This is a genomic window from Aeromonas sp. 603404 (assembly GCF_049171775.1).
Lineage (GTDB): Bacteria > Pseudomonadota > Gammaproteobacteria > Enterobacterales > Aeromonadaceae > Aeromonas > Aeromonas veronii_A.
Map to the genome: position 1 here is coordinate 96328 of NZ_JAAKPE010000010.1, position 13694 is coordinate 110021.

Sequence of the window (13694 nt, forward strand, 5' to 3'; positions counted from 1 at the left end):
TATCAACCCCCAGCTCCCCCGCCGAGGCGAGAGAGATTAATCTTGCGCCCTGGCCGCGCCCTTTGCCTTCGCCCCCAGCTTGTGCAGCAGGGTGTCGAGCAGGGAGGCGGGCAACTCGGCGCTGACCGGTAGATACCACCAGTTATCGAGGGCAAACGGGCGGCACTTGACCGCATCCTTCTCGGTCATCAGCAGCGGCTTGCTGGCAAAGCGCCCAACCAACTCATCCCGATCGAAGGGGTGATGATCGCCGTAGGCGGCCTGCTGCTCCAGCTGGTAGCCGAGCCCTTCCAGGGTGGCAAAGAAGCGGGGCGGATGACCGATCCCCGCCAACGCATCGACCGGCCCCGACAAGGGGGCGGCAAGCGGTGCATCGTCGCGCACCCGGCGCGGGGTGTCGGCGATCAGTTGCATGGGGTACTCCCCCTTGCCCGGTTCACCGCCGTTGCAGATGATGGCGTCCACCCGTTTGAGACGAGTGACCGGCTCGCGCAGCGGCCCCATCGGCAGCAGGCAGGCATTGCCGAAACGGCGCGCTCCGTCCACCACCACCAGCTCGATGTCGCGGGCCAACGCATAGTGCTGCAGACCATCGTCGGTGATGATGATATCCACTTCACCGCTCTGCTCCAGCAGTCGTACCGCGTCGGCCCGTTTCGGGGCAACCACCACGGGGCAGCCGCAGCGCCGGGCAATCAGCACCGGCTCATCACCTGCTTGCGCCGTGGTGCTGGTTTCATCCAGCCGATAGGGGTAATGGGGCGCCTTGCCGCCATAACCACGGCTCACCACCCCGGGGCGATAGCCGCGGGCTTGCAACTGTTCCACCAGCCAGACCACCACCGGCGTCTTGCCGTTGCCGCCCACCGAGATATTGCCCACCACGATCACCGGCAAGGAGGAGCGATACCCCTTGCGCCAGCCGTGGCGATAGGCGTAGCGGCGGGTGCCGCTGATGATGGCAAACAGCAGGGCAAAAGGGGCCAGCAACCAGCGCCAGCCACTTTTGCGATACCAGAGCCGTTCCAGCATCAGGCCTTGTTTCCTGCATTGCCAAACTGAATGGCACGCAGTTGGGCATAGGTGCCGCGCTGCTCCATCAATGCTTCGTGGTTCCCGCGCTCGACGATATGACCTTCGTCGATCACCAGTATCTCGTCCGCCTTCTCGATGGTAGAGAGACGGTGGGCGATCACCAGCGAGGTACGGGCCTTGCAAAGCTCGTCGATAGCCGCCTGAATGTGGCGCTCGGATTCGGTATCGAGGGCCGAGGTGGCCTCATCCAGCAGCAGAACCGGCGCATCGCGCAGCAGGGCGCGGGCAATGGCAACACGCTGGCGCTGACCGCCGGAAAGGGATGCACCGTTTTCGCCAACCACAGTGTCATACCCGTTGCTCATCTTGCTGACAAACTCGTCGGCGTGAGCGATACGGGCTGCCTGCACGATCTGGTCGCGGCTGTATTTGTCTTCCGCCGCGTAGGCGATGTTGTTGGCCACCGAGTCGTTGAACAGGTGAACATGCTGGGAGACCAGCGCGTACTGCTTGCGCAGCTCGCTCAACTTGTATTCGCGGATGTTGATGCCGTCCAGCAGGATCTCGCCCTGATCGATGTCGTAGAAGCGGGTCAGCAGGCTGGCAATGGTACTCTTGCCAGAGCCGGAACGGCCCACCAGCGCCACCGATTTACCCGCCTCCACCTTGAAGCTGACGTTGTGCAGCGCCGGGGTGTCCTTGGTCGGGTAGGTAAAGGTGACGTTGCGAAACTCGATCTCGCCACGGGCGCGCTCCAGAGTGCGGGTGCCGGTATCCTGCTCCGGCTCGCTATCGAGCAGGCCAAACAGGCTATGGCAGGCAGTGATGGCCCGCTGGAACTGGTTGTTGACGTCGGTCAGGCTTTTCAGCGGCTTGAGCAGCATCATCATGGAGGTGATCATGACGGTAAACGTACCGGCAGTCAGCTCGCTGCGCACACTGTCGATGGTAGCTACATAGAGGAAGGCAGCCAACGCGATGGAGGCCACCATCTGCACCACAGGGCTGCCGATGGCATCGGCGGCGACCATCTTCATGGTTTGCTGGCGCATGTTGTTGCTGACCTGGAAGAAGCGTTTCTCTTCCACCTTCTGGCCACCAAACATCAGCACCTCTTTGTGCCCTTTGAGCATCTGCTCGGTGGAGGTGGTGATATCCCCTACCGCCTGCTGGATGTGACGGCTGATCTGGCGGAAACGGCGGCTGATAAGGCCGATGATGACCCCCACTAGCGGGCCAACCACCAGGAAAATCACCGACAGCTGCCAGGAGTGCCAAAACATCAGGCCGAGCAGACCGACCACGGTCGCCCCTTCCCGCACCAGGGTCACTAGCGTGGTACTCGCCGCCGAGGAGACCTGACTGGCGTCATAAGTCACCTTGGACAGCAGATGACCGGTGTTCTGACGGTCGAAGAAGCTCATCGGCATCGCCACCATGTGATTGAACACCTGCTGTTGCAGACGCATCACAACGTGGTTGCCGACCCAGGCCATGCAGTAGTTGGAGAGAAAGTTGGCGACACCGCGCAGGGCCACGATGCCGAGGACGAAGAAGGGCATCCATTTCAAAACGGTGCTGTCGTTGCCATTAATGCCCTGATCGATCAGCGGCTTGATGGAGTAGACAAAGGTGGTATCCACGGCGGCGTAGCCCAGCATCCCGATGATGCCACCGACCAGGCCCAGCTTGCGATCACGGACATAACCGAGCAGGCGTTTGAATACTGGCCAGCTCTCTTGTGAGGTTTCTTGTTGCATGAATAGCCGTTAGTAATGGAAATGACGGGCTATTCTAGCCAAAGCGCAGGCTTACACCAAGCGCCGCCACCTATATCGCATTCCTCCACGGCAGAAATGGCCGATTATTGCTCAAACCACATTCGCGGTCGCCACCACTCACCACTGCGCCGGTACCAGGGCCCCAGATCTCGCTCGGCGGTGACGCTCAAGCCCGCTGCGGTGGGTTCGACCAGCATCGCCCCTTGCTGACCGGTGATCCACTGGCGGGCATCCCGATAGCGGGCCACTACATCGGGACGGGGAAAGCCCCACTGATTCATAAAGCCGGCGCTGTGGATCACCTCCTTTGCCGCTACCGCCGCGACAAACGGGGGTGTGGAAGAGGTGCGACTGCCATGATGGGGGCTCACCAGCAAGGTGCTGGCCAACCCCTCTCCCTCCAGCGCTACCAGCCGTTGCTCGGCCTGCCGCTCGATATCGGCGCTCAGCAGCACGCTGCGCTGCCCATCGCTGATGCGCACCACGCAGCCATCGTTATTGCGCCCGCCACCGGGGCGCTCGGGCCAGAGCACTGCAAACGAGAGTCCCTGCCAGCGCCACTGTTGCCCACGCTGGCAGAGCGTTGTTCCCTCACTGAAGGGGTAAGAGGAGAGCTCGTGACGCACCGGCATGGCGCTGAGCAGTCGCTTGCGATTGCCGGCATGGTCCCGATCCTTGTGGCTGATGATGAGGCGATCGATGACCCGGATCCCCAGATGGCTTAGCTGAGGCAGGATCACAGCGTCCGCCATGTTGTAGCCTCCGGGATAGCGATCACCGGTGTCATAGAGGATGGCTCGCTCCCCCTTGCTGATCAGCACCGCCAGCCCCTGCCCCACGTCCAGCACCCGCAGTTGCCAGCGGGCAGGCGTTGGCCAGAGCGTGAGCAACAGCGCACACATCCCCGGCAGCCAGAGCCAGCGTGCCGGGCGCCACTGCGCGGCGACCCCGAGCAGCAACAGCAGGGTGCAAAGCGGCAGCCACCAGCCGGGCAGTGACCACCACAGTTGCAGTTGATCGGCCAGCCAGGTCAGAATCGTCAGCACCCACCCGAGCCCCAGATCCGCCAGCCAGAACAGGACATAGGCAAGCGAGGTGGATAGCGGCGCCAGCAGCACACCTATCAGGGCCAGCGGGATGATGGCGATACAAAAGAGCGGCACAGCCAACAGGTTGATCACCATGGCAAGGGGCGCTATCCCCTCGAACAACGCCAGTTGCAGCGGCAGCAGACCGAGTAGCAGCCAGAGCTGGATCTGCCAGAGCCCCGGCTTGTCGTGGACATATCCCACCAGCAGCAAGATGGCCACCGCCAGAAACGAGAGCCAGAAGCCGGCCGAATAGAGGGCGAAGGGATCCCAGAGGGTCAATACCACAAAGGCCCACAGCCAGATGCGCCAGGCCGGCCACTCTCGCCGGCTCCAGCGCAATACACTCCACACCAGCACCATGATCAGAGCCCGTTCGGTGGCCACAGCAAACCCGGCCAACGCGCTGTAGACGGCGGCAAACAGCAGGGAGGTGATGATGGCGCCACGCAGGCCAAACAACCTGCCCAGCCACCACCCGAGCACCGCCACCAGCGCAATGTGCTGCCCAGAAATGGCGATGATGTGAGTCAGGCCGCTACCGCGAAACAGCTCCCACTGGGCATCCGTGATGCCACTCTGCTCGCCAAAAGTGAGCGCCGCCAGCAAGGGAGCATGGCCAAGAGTGCGCCAACTCTCGGTCGCCGCGCCCAACCAGCGTTCGCGCCACCCCACAGGTGCCTGTTGAATATCTATCACCCGACGCAAATTGCCGGTGGCGGTGACCCCCTTGCCCAGCAGCAGACGCCGCCCATCCAGCCCCGCCTCGTTGGCCAGACCGTGAGCCGGTTTCAACGAGGTCACCAGGGTGATCCGGCTGCCCACTGTCATGGCGGGTAATGCCTGATAGGCATTGACCCGGATCAGGGGCTCAGGTGTCACCGGTTGCTCGTCGAGGGTGCTCACCCGCAGCGGCAGCCGGACAAATTTATCCCCCTCGGGCTCTGCACTTTGCAGCTGTGCGGTTATCATGTGGCTCGTCTGATCGCCCAACCGCTCCAGCCAGGCCAGCCGATAGGCAAGATTGGCCTGCATCCAGAGGATGCCGAGCAGAAGAAACAGCCACCGCCAGGCACGGCAATATGCAAGGGGGATCAGCAGGGACAGCAACAGGCCCCCCCATGCGAGTGAAGGTAACCATGGCCAGAGCAGTGAGGAGCTTGCCCCTAGGGCAAACGACAACAGACGCAGATCCATGGAGCAAGTATTTAGCAAGGTTTCAATATGCCCAAACGACTCATTAAACGCTGGATGCCCGATCAGCAAACCCTGAAAGAACACAAGCACCTGCGGCTGTTCGGCAAACTGCTGCTCGATGCCAACCTCTGGCACCTCAACCGCCGCTCGGCCGCCGGGGCCTTTGCGGTGGGCCTCTTCATGGCCTGGGTGCCGCTCCCCTGCCAGATGCTGCTGGCCGCCGGAGGCGCCATCCTGTGCCGGGTCAATCTGCCGCTCTCGGTGGCGCTGGTCTGGCTCTCCAACCCCTTTACAATGCCTCCCCTGCTCTATGGCGCCTATCTGGTTGGTTGCCAGTTGCTGGGACATTCGGCGCAGCAGATCGAGATTGAATTCACCTGGGAGTGGCTGGTCTCGGTACTGGGCACAGTGGCACCACCGCTGTTGCTGGGCTCGCTGATCCTGGCCCTGCTCAGTTCCCTTATCGGTTACACCCTGATCCGCACCTTCTGGCGGATCAGCACGGTACGTCAGTGGCAAAAACGCAAGATGGCACGCCCATGCTGAGTCGCTGGTTTGCCCGCTTCAAGCTAGATCCCGATACCCTGCGCCAGCAGAAGTGGTTTGCCCTGTTTGGTGAACGACTGCTTGCCCCAGCCCTCTGGCAAGGGGGAACCCGCGCCCTGAGCGGCGCGGTAGCAGCCGGGATCTTCGCCTGCTGGTTCCCCATCCCGATGCATTCGCTCATCGCAGTCGGTCTGGCGCTGGCATTCAGCCTCAACCTGCCGCTGGCGCTGCTGGCGGTCTGGTTTAACAATCCGCTGACCCTGCCGTTCATGTATCTCTACGCCTATCGCACCGGTTGTCTGGTACTGCACCAGACACCGGAGCCTTTTCACCTCAGCTGGACCCTCCACTGGCTGGAGCAGGAGGCGGCCACCCTGGTCCCCCCCTTCCTGCTCGGCAGCCTGCTGCTGGCGGTACTCACCGCCCTGAGCGGCGGCGCCCTGACCGCGCTGCTGCTGCAACTGCGCAAACTGTGGCAAGGTGCCCGCCACCAGTGAGCCGCCCTTACCCTTGTTTGGTGATCAGCCGTTGACGATCAAAAAAGCCCGTCACCAAGGTGACGGGCTTTTTCATGGCATAGAACCAGAGCGCAAGGTGATGCGATTACAGCACCTTGGCGATTGCCTCGCAGAGGGGATCGATATTGGCGCGGGTGATCCCGGCCACGCTGATCCGGCCTGAGCCGACGATGTAGATGGCAAATTCGCTCTTGAGGCGCTCCACCTGATCCTTGGTGAAGCCGGAGAAGGAGAACATGCCGTTCTGCTCGCGGATAAAGCTGAAATCCTGGCTCACGCCGAGGGCAGCCAGCTTCTCTACCAGCAGTTCGCGCATCTCGCGAATACGCACCCGCATGGCCGCCACTTCTTCGACCCACTCGGCATAGAGAGCCGGATCGCTCACCACGGCGGTGACCACAGCGGCGCCGTGTGACGGCGGGTTGGAGTAGTTGGCACGAATGACGGTCTTGACCTGAGTGAAGGCCACGTCGGCGATCTCCTTGGTCGCGCTGACCAGCGTGAAGGCGCCGACCCGCTCGTTATAGAGGCCGAAGTTCTTGGAGAAAGAGCTCGCCACCAGCAGCTCGTCATGGCACTCGGCGAAGATGCGCAGGCCTTCGGCATCCTCTTCAATACCACGGGCAAAACCCTGATAGGCGAAGTCAAACAGCGGCAACCAGCCGGCGGCAGCACTCTGCTTGGCCAGCGCGCGCCACTGATCAGCTGTGGGGTCGATACCGGTCGGGTTGTGGCAGCAGCCGTGCAGCAGCACCAGCTCACCCGGTTGCACTTCGGCGAGCGAGGCCTGCATGGCGGCGAAGTCGAGCCCCTTGGTGGCGGCGTCGTAGTATTTGTACCACTTGACGGTAAGGCCCGCGGCCTGGAATACGCTGACGTGGTTGGCCCAGGTGGGATCGGAGATCCAGATGGTCTTGGCCAGACCGTTGCGCACTACAAATTCGGCCGCGATGCGCAGGGCACCGGTACCGCCCGGCGCTTGCGCCGTCTTGGCGCGGCCGCTGGCGGCCAGCGCGGAGTGCTGCCCGAACAGCAGTTGCTGCACGATGCGGCCATATTCGATATTGCCTTCAATACCGAGGTAGTTCTTGGTCTTCTCGTCGGTCAGCAGCTTCTGCTCGGCTTTCTTGACGCAGTGAAGAATGGGGGTGGCACCGGACTCGTCCTTGTAGATCCCTACGCCCAGATTGATCTTGTGGCTGCGAGAGTCAGCGCGGAAGGCTTCGGTCAGGCCCAGGATCGGATCCGCTGGGGCGGCAACAACCTTTTCAAACATGGTATTCCCTGTATTCCGTTGAGTTCGTTGGGTGGCAAAGCGGCTTGATAAACAAAAGCGCTCATCTGGCGAGCGCTTCGTCAACTCTTTATATCACCGCGTTCAATGGGGGAAAACCGCTTTTTGGCTCGCTTTCAGGCCAATTTCAACCAACGGCATGCCACGCTGGCGCCAGCGCACACACCTCGGCCGACAAGCCACCATTGGACTCAACCAAACCGCTACAAACTGCTAACAATGGCTTGGGGATCCGGCTCGGTTCCCAGGGCCGGGCTTCAGTCAAAGGTTGGGCATACGCGCTAAGGATGGGGGCCAGATCACGGGGCAACCACCAGCTGGCCGGACGCCCCAGCCGCTGGGCCAGCGCCTGCAGCCGATCCACCCCGGCGGGGTCGAGAGCGGTGAGATGACTCCACAGCACATTGGGGGGCAAGGCGGCCACCACCTGCTGCAAGGCAAGGGGAGCCGATGGAGGGGCCCACACCAGCAAGGTGCCGGGATCAAGGGGCAACTCGGCAAAGGCGCCAACGCTGTCGGTGGTGATCACCCGCTCGATACTCCCCTCCCCCCACAGGATCTTGCCAAGACCCGCCAGGGTGCGCTCGGGCAGCGCCACCTCCCCCAGCGCCTGCAACCAGGGGGCTGCGTCGATCAGGGTGCCGCCGCTGAAAAAGAGGCTGAACGGCTGGGCGGCGCGCAAGCGCAACAGCTGATCGGCGCAGAGCCGGATCCCCTTGTCCTCGAAATCAATCTGCTCGTTGGGGGTGAAGTTCACTTCGCTCTTGCGATAGAGCGCCGCCAGCACCCGTTCGTTGACCAGCTCCCCCAATTGCCAGCCCTGAGCATGCAACCACTCCTCGGGCTCGGGGGGCGCGGTGGCGATCTCGGCCAGCATCAGCTCGCGGGTGAGATAGCGCCGCCCGGCCGGGGTGAGCTCATAGCTGTGGCTGCCATGGGCGAGCAGCAGCTGGTTATCCTTGAGCAGGCCCACCAGCGGTTGCCACTGGCGGCCACGGATCACCACAGGTGAGTGGCTCAGCAACTGCTGCGCCAGCGCCCGCCATTCGGGGTGACTAAAGTCGATCAATTACAATCCATCCCTGTCAGTGCTCAATCGGATAAACAGCCTGAAAAGGTACCGTTACAGGCCGATGACGCCAAGCCTCCCGCGCCAATTACGTGACCTCGCTCCCTGCAATTTTCCCCAAACAGAAGAGCCCACCGTGGGGTGGGCTCTTCCTTGGATAACACTCGACGCTTAATCGACGTTGAGGCGCAGTTCGGCATCGTGCCAACCCAGTGGCAGGGTCAGCAGCTGATCGATCAGCTCCCGGCGATCGGATTTCTCCAGATAGGCGAGATAGAGCGGACGGCTCAGCGGCTGGCCCCCCTCCACCAGATGGAGCGCCCCCTTCTCGAGGAAGGGGCTGACCATTCGCCGTGGCAGGTAGGCAGCCCCACCGTTGGCCAGCACGAACTGCAACGCCATGCTGGCGGAGCTGGAGTGCAGCACCGGGGTCTTTTGCAGGCTCTGCAAACGGCTGGGTTGCGGCTCGAAGCTGGTGCCCCAGTCGAGATGGATATGCGGCATCTGCATCAGGTTGTCGGCATTGGCGGCCGGATCCCGGCTCACCAGCTCGAATACCAGCTCACCGATGGGATGCAGGGCGATCTCGTCGATCTTGGTGGGCTCGGAGAGCAGGGCCAGATCGAGGGAGCGCTCAAGCAACTGACGGCAGAGGTGCTCGCGGGAAGCCGTTTCCAGCCGTACCGCCAAACCGGGCGCCAGCGCATAGATGTGGTTGAGCCACTCGTTGAAATCGAGCTCCCAAAACACCGCGGGCGCGCCGATGGCCAACTGCTGGCTGAATCCCGGTGAAAGCGCCACATCCTGCTTGGCACGGCCAAGGGTGTGCAAGATGGCGTCTGCGTAGGGCAGCAGACGCTCACCGGAGGCGGTCAGGCGGATGTTGTTGCGATGACGGGCAAACAGACTGACACCCAGTTGCTGCTCTAGCTGGCGGATCCGGAAACTCACCGCCGACTGGGTCAGGTAGAGATTTTCAGCAGCCCGGCCAAAATGCCGGGTCTTGCTCACCTCGATAAAGGTCCGAAGCAGCTCGGTATCCATTAATCGATGGACTCGTCACTGCCACCGCCGCTGCCACCACCGACATCAAAGCTGCCGCCACCGCTGCTCTCTTCGCTGGCACCACCAACAACGGTGCAGAGGCGATGAACACGCTTGGGACCGATCACCTTGAGGTACTTGAACCACACCTTGGCATGGGGGTTGGCACCGGCTGCGCCGGATTTGACCTGCTCGACGAAGGCGGACTCGACATCGTCACGGGGTGCAAGGTTGCCCTGGTAGAGTGCCAGCATGGCGGTACCATACTTTTCCAGACTGTCCGCTTCGGCCACAGTGAATTCACCACTGCGACGCAGGCCACGGGGAAAATGTTTGAAGTCGTTGAAACGCTTGTCTGATTCGAAGCTCATAGTGCTCTTTTTTCTGGTTAGTTTGACCTTTGCGGGCAAGTATCATCAGGCCATCGCCGAGTGCAAAATCAATTTTCTCACTATGTTAATAAATATCTTTTATCGAAGTCACTTTGCCCCATCGCTGACGCCGATTTTGTGGCATAACACACAAAAAACGTTGATAAATAATAAACTTATGTAAACGTGCAGCCAATTTGCACGTCACTTTTTGGACTGTGCAGGCAAAAATAAAGCGCCATACGGCGCTTTATTTATCACATCAGATGAACCAGCTGAACCTTTGGTTCAAACATGCTTACTCAATCATGGCCGGTTGGGCCAGGTTGTCGGCACGCCACAGACGGTAGCGCACTTCATACTCCTGCGGCACGTAAATCACGAACGGCAGTTTTGAGTTGTAGTTCACGAAGAAGCCCTGACCGTAGATCTGGACGAAGGTCTCTTTCTGCTGGTTATCCGGGCACATCATCAGGGTGCTGATGGGGTCGGAGACTTTGCCCAGCTTCAGGTAGTTGTAGCCCCAACCTTTGACGCTGTGCTGTTCCAGGTTGCCTGCAAAACGCGGTACGTTGCAATCAACCATCATCTTTTTGCCGACCTGCAGCTCGACCATCATGTCGGCTTCTTTCTCGACTTCAGGCAGGCGGATCACCACACGTTCCTGATTCACGTCAGCGGCTGGGAACATGCTGATATCAAATTTTTTCGGCTCGGCGGCGAAGGCATGGCCACCCAGCAACAAGGCGCCCAGCAGGCTAAAACGCAATACGGTTTTCATCTGTACCTCATGGGGTTGGTTCAACGCCGCTAGACTAACCGCTCTGCCGATTTCATGCCAGCGATCTGCTACGTAAAAACTGCGTAAAATGATGCAGATCCGGCACACCATGACGTGATCTGGCTATTTTCTGACAGGGCGCACACTCCCGTTACAGGAACCTGAAACAAAAAGCGAGGCCAATTGGCCTCGCTTTGCATCCAAATGGCGCCAGAGTGCTATTTGGCCGCCTCTTGATGGGCCTTGATGACGGCCACCGCCTTGTCAGGGAAGTCGCTGAACACCCCGTCCACATCGGCTTGATAGAGGAAGATGTTGAGCAGATCGGTAAAGTCCTTGGCATAGGCCGGGATCTGCCCCTCATCCTGACGGAAGGTATAGGGGTGAACTTTCAGGCCCGCCGCATGGGCTTCTTTTACCATACCGGTGAAGACCGGTTTGCCCAAAGTGCCCGGCTCGGTGACGATCATCGGTTTCCACGGGCCAATCCCTTCGGCATAGCTGGCGATGGTTTTCATCGCTCCCGGCTTGAACATCCAGTCATAGTTGTAGGGGGTCGCCTTACCCTTGGCGTCGTAGACCATGGTCTCGTTCCAGTCGGTCTCGGCCATCAGCTGCACCAGTTTCAGATCCATACCCATGGCGGGCATCAGCTCGCTGTTGATGCGCTTGAGTTCATCGGCATCGAAGCACTGCAGATAGACCTTGTCATCCTTCCCGGTATAGCCGTACTCCTTGAGCACCTTCAGCACTGCTTTGGAGATATCCTTGCCTTCGTGGCGGAACAACCAGGGCGCCTTGATCTCCGGGTAGATGCCGATGTTCTTGCCGGTGCTCTTGTTGAGCCCCTGGATCATCTCGATCTCCTCCTGGAAGGTGTGGATCTTGAAGTCTGACTTCCACAGCGGGAAGCGGGCCGGATAGACCGGCACCTGCTTGCCATCCACCAGCTGGAACGGCTCGGTCATGCGCAGGGAACGCACCTCGTCCAGGGTGAAATCCACCACATAGTAACGGCCGTCCGGACGGGCACGGCCGGGGAAGCGCGCCGCCACATTGGTGATACCGTCGAGGAAGTGATCGTGCATCACCACCAGCTGATCATCCTTGGTCATCACCAGATCCTGCTCCAGATAGTCAGCCCCCATGCCATAGGCCAGCGCCTTGGACTCCAGGGTATGCTCGGGCAGGTAGCCGGAAGCGCCACGGTGGGCGATCACCACCTTGCCTTCATCGGCAGCCAACACGGGTAATGAGAGGGAGGCCCCAAGGCTCAAGGCGATGAGGGAAACGGCGAGTTTTTTCATATGTGATGCTCTTTATTATTGTGTGTAGGTAATTGTTCTATCAGAGGTTTGTTTCATATTTACGGTGGGCAGCAGCGCACTGCCCACCGTCACTCATCAGCTCGCCTTGCGCAGAGCCTGATGGTATTGGTCGAGCCAGATCTGCAGCATTTGCTGCTCTGACTCGTTCAGGCGCAGCCCCAGCTTGCTGCGGCGCCAGAGGATATCGTCCAGTGAACAGGCCCACTCCCGCTCGATGAGATAACGCACTTCCGACTCGAACAGGCCGCCACCGAAGTGAATGCCGCGATCCTCTTTCAGCCAAAGACGGGCATGGGCGCCATAGGCCTCGGCAATACGCAGGGCGCTGCGATCATCGAGCCAGTCAAACTCCAGCGCAAAGGCGCGGGCCAGCTCGCGCACCGAGCAGTCAAACTCGCCGCCGGGCAGACGGCTGGTCGCCGTCCAGTCATCCCCCATCTGGCTGAACCAGGGCTTGAGCTTGTTGCAGGCGGCCTGCGCCAGCTTGCGATAGGTGGTGAGCTTGCCGCCAAATACCGATAGCAGCGGCGCACCATCCGATTCGCCAGAGAGCTCGAGGGTGTAGTCGCGGGTCACCGCCTGCGGTGAATCTGACTCGTCGTCACAGAGCGGGCGCACCCCGGCATAGGTCCAGATCACATCTTTCGGCGCAATTTGGCGAGTGAAGTGGGCGTTGACCACCTTGCACAGGTAGGTAATTTCGGCCTCGCTGATCTTCGCTTCCCGCGGACTGCCGTGGTGCTCCACATCCGTGGTGCCGATGAGGGAGTAGTCCTGCTGATAAGGGATGACGAAGACAATACGGTTGTCCTCGTTTTGCAGGATATAGGCCTCTTCGCGCTCATGGATGCGCGGCACTATCATGTGGCTGCCTTTAATAAGGCGAATGCCGCGGGGGGATTTCTCGTGCAGGCTCTCGTCATAGAAGGTCTTGACCCAGGGGCCAGCCGCATTGACCAGACCACGGCAGGTGATGGTGAACTGCTCGCCCCCTTCCCGCTCCAAAGTGAGCGTCCAGTGTTTGGAACCACGCACCGCCTTGATGCAGCGGGTGCGGGTCTGCACATCGGCCCCCTTGTCACGAGCCATCATGGCGTTGAGTACCACCAGTCGGGCATCGTCGACCCAGGCATCGGAATATTCAAACCCCTTATTGATCCCCGCGCTCAAACCATCTTGTGGCAGGAAGCGCACGCCACAGCTCCCCTTTAGCTTGTCGCGCTTGGCCAGATTGTCATAGAGGAACAGACCGGCGCGGATCATCCAGGCCGGACGCAGGTGCGGACGATGCGGCAAGCGAAAGCGCATGGGACGGGCGATGTGAGGCGCCATACCGAGCAGCACCTCACGCTCCGCCAACGCCTCTTTCACCAGCCGGAATTCGTAATGCTCGAGATAGCGCAAACCGCCGTGGATCAGCTTGCTGGAGTTGGACGAGGTGGCAGAGGCGAGATCTTGCGCCTCAAACAGGGCAACCTTCAGACCCCGTCCTGCCGCATCGGCTGCGATGCCGACCCCGTTGATGCCGCCACCGACGACGACCAGATCATAATGTTCGCTCATGTTCACCTACTTTCATTTTTATGATTGCTATAACAGCAATGTTTGATTTCGCTCATTTTAGAACATGAAAATACAACAA

General features: G+C 60.6%; 12 protein-coding genes. 2 read left to right on the forward strand and 10 right to left on the reverse strand.

The window, feature by feature from the left end:
• Nucleotides 1-36: 36 nt before the first annotated feature.
• The 3 genes from lpxK to G5306_RS14135 form a co-directional block, all read right to left on the reverse strand.
• Nucleotides 37-1032: a tetraacyldisaccharide 4'-kinase gene (gene lpxK / locus G5306_RS14125; RefSeq protein ID WP_270904578.1), complete on the reverse strand. Its 996-nt coding sequence runs from the start codon at nt 1030-1032 to the stop codon at nt 37-39.
• Nucleotides 1032-2795, reverse strand: coding sequence for a lipid A ABC transporter ATP-binding protein/permease MsbA (gene msbA / locus G5306_RS14130; protein WP_265774527.1), 1764 nt, complete (start codon nt 2793-2795; stop codon nt 1032-1034). The genes lpxK and msbA overlap by 1 nt, the downstream gene beginning before the upstream one ends.
• A gap of 104 nt (nt 2796-2899) precedes the next feature.
• Nucleotides 2900-5101 (reverse strand): DNA internalization-related competence protein ComEC/Rec2, encoded by a 2202-nt coding sequence (locus G5306_RS14135; RefSeq protein ID WP_421313031.1) that lies wholly within the window; start codon nt 5099-5101, stop codon nt 2900-2902.
• Between the two features lie 27 nt (nt 5102-5128).
• On the opposite strand from G5306_RS14135, the gene G5306_RS14140 reads away from it, so the two are divergent.
• Both G5306_RS14140 and G5306_RS14145 read left to right on the forward strand, forming a co-directional pair.
• Complete coding sequence (locus tag G5306_RS14140) at nt 5129-5647, forward strand: DUF2062 domain-containing protein (protein ID WP_005350890.1); 519 nt, start codon at nt 5129-5131, stop codon at nt 5645-5647.
• Nucleotides 5641-6144 carry a DUF2062 domain-containing protein gene (locus G5306_RS14145; protein WP_005359699.1) on the forward strand — a complete coding sequence of 168 codons (504 nt, stop codon included), beginning with the start codon at nt 5641-5643 and terminating at the stop codon, nt 6142-6144. Before G5306_RS14140 ends, G5306_RS14145 begins: the two co-directional genes overlap by 7 nt.
• A 106-nt stretch (nt 6145-6250) precedes the next feature.
• Here the strand turns inward: G5306_RS14145 and G5306_RS14150 are convergent, their stop codons facing one another.
• The 7 genes from G5306_RS14150 to glpD all read right to left on the reverse strand — a co-directional run bounded on the left by G5306_RS14150 (nt 6251) and on the right by glpD (nt 13615).
• A complete protein-coding gene (locus G5306_RS14150; RefSeq protein WP_421313032.1) occupies nt 6251-7441 on the reverse strand; it encodes an amino acid aminotransferase in 1191 nt (396 codons plus the stop codon).
• A 145-nt stretch (nt 7442-7586) separates the two neighbouring features.
• Nucleotides 7587-8528: a hypothetical protein gene (locus tag G5306_RS14155; RefSeq protein ID WP_421206441.1), complete on the reverse strand. Its 942-nt coding sequence runs from the start codon at nt 8526-8528 to the stop codon at nt 7587-7589.
• A gap of 171 nt (nt 8529-8699) precedes the next feature.
• Nucleotides 8700-9572 carry an HTH-type transcriptional regulator HdfR gene (gene hdfR, locus G5306_RS14160; RefSeq protein ID WP_421206443.1) on the reverse strand — a complete coding sequence of 291 codons (873 nt, stop codon included), beginning with the start codon at nt 9570-9572 and terminating at the stop codon, nt 8700-8702.
• A complete protein-coding gene (gene maoP, locus G5306_RS14165; protein ID WP_005337527.1) occupies nt 9572-9943 on the reverse strand; it encodes a DUF413 domain-containing protein in 372 nt (123 codons plus the stop codon). The genes hdfR and maoP overlap by 1 nt, the downstream gene beginning before the upstream one ends.
• A 298-nt stretch (nt 9944-10241) precedes the next feature.
• Nucleotides 10242-10724: a serine protease inhibitor ecotin gene (gene eco / locus G5306_RS14170; RefSeq protein WP_005337529.1), complete on the reverse strand. Its 483-nt coding sequence runs from the start codon at nt 10722-10724 to the stop codon at nt 10242-10244.
• Between the two features lie 218 nt (nt 10725-10942).
• Nucleotides 10943-12031, reverse strand: coding sequence for a glycerophosphodiester phosphodiesterase (gene glpQ / locus G5306_RS14175; protein WP_216953301.1), 1089 nt, complete (start codon nt 12029-12031; stop codon nt 10943-10945).
• A 96-nt stretch (nt 12032-12127) separates the two neighbouring features.
• Entirely contained in the window at nt 12128-13615 is a 1488-nt protein-coding gene (gene glpD / locus G5306_RS14180; protein ID WP_421313033.1) for a glycerol-3-phosphate dehydrogenase, read from the reverse strand.
• Between the last annotated feature and the right edge of the window lie 79 nt (nt 13616-13694).

Excerpts from the sequence above, each read along its gene's own strand:
- lpxK (WP_270904578.1), bottom strand. The coding sequence starts at position 1,032 with ATGCTGGAACGGCTCTGGTATCGCAAAAGTGGCTGGCGCTGGTTGCTG.
- msbA (WP_265774527.1), bottom strand. The coding sequence starts at position 2,795 with ATGCAACAAGAAACCTCACAAGAGAGCTGGCCAGTATTCAAACGCCTG.
- G5306_RS14135 (WP_421313031.1), bottom strand. The coding sequence starts at position 5,101 with ATGGATCTGCGTCTGTTGTCGTTTGCCCTAGGGGCAAGCTCCTCACTG.
- G5306_RS14140 (WP_005350890.1), top strand. The coding sequence starts at position 5,129 with ATGCCCAAACGACTCATTAAACGCTGGATGCCCGATCAGCAAACCCTG.
- G5306_RS14145 (WP_005359699.1), top strand. The coding sequence starts at position 5,641 with ATGCTGAGTCGCTGGTTTGCCCGCTTCAAGCTAGATCCCGATACCCTG.
- G5306_RS14150 (WP_421313032.1), bottom strand. The coding sequence starts at position 7,441 with ATGTTTGAAAAGGTTGTTGCCGCCCCAGCGGATCCGATCCTGGGCCTG.
- hdfR (WP_421206443.1), bottom strand. The coding sequence starts at position 9,572 with ATGGATACCGAGCTGCTTCGGACCTTTATCGAGGTGAGCAAGACCCGG.
- maoP (WP_005337527.1), bottom strand. The coding sequence starts at position 9,943 with ATGAGCTTCGAATCAGACAAGCGTTTCAACGACTTCAAACATTTTCCC.
- eco (WP_005337529.1), bottom strand. The coding sequence starts at position 10,724 with ATGAAAACCGTATTGCGTTTTAGCCTGCTGGGCGCCTTGTTGCTGGGT.
- glpQ (WP_216953301.1), bottom strand. The coding sequence starts at position 12,031 with ATGAAAAAACTCGCCGTTTCCCTCATCGCCTTGAGCCTTGGGGCCTCC.
- glpD (WP_421313033.1), bottom strand. The coding sequence starts at position 13,615 with ATGAGCGAACATTATGATCTGGTCGTCGTCGGTGGCGGCATCAACGGG.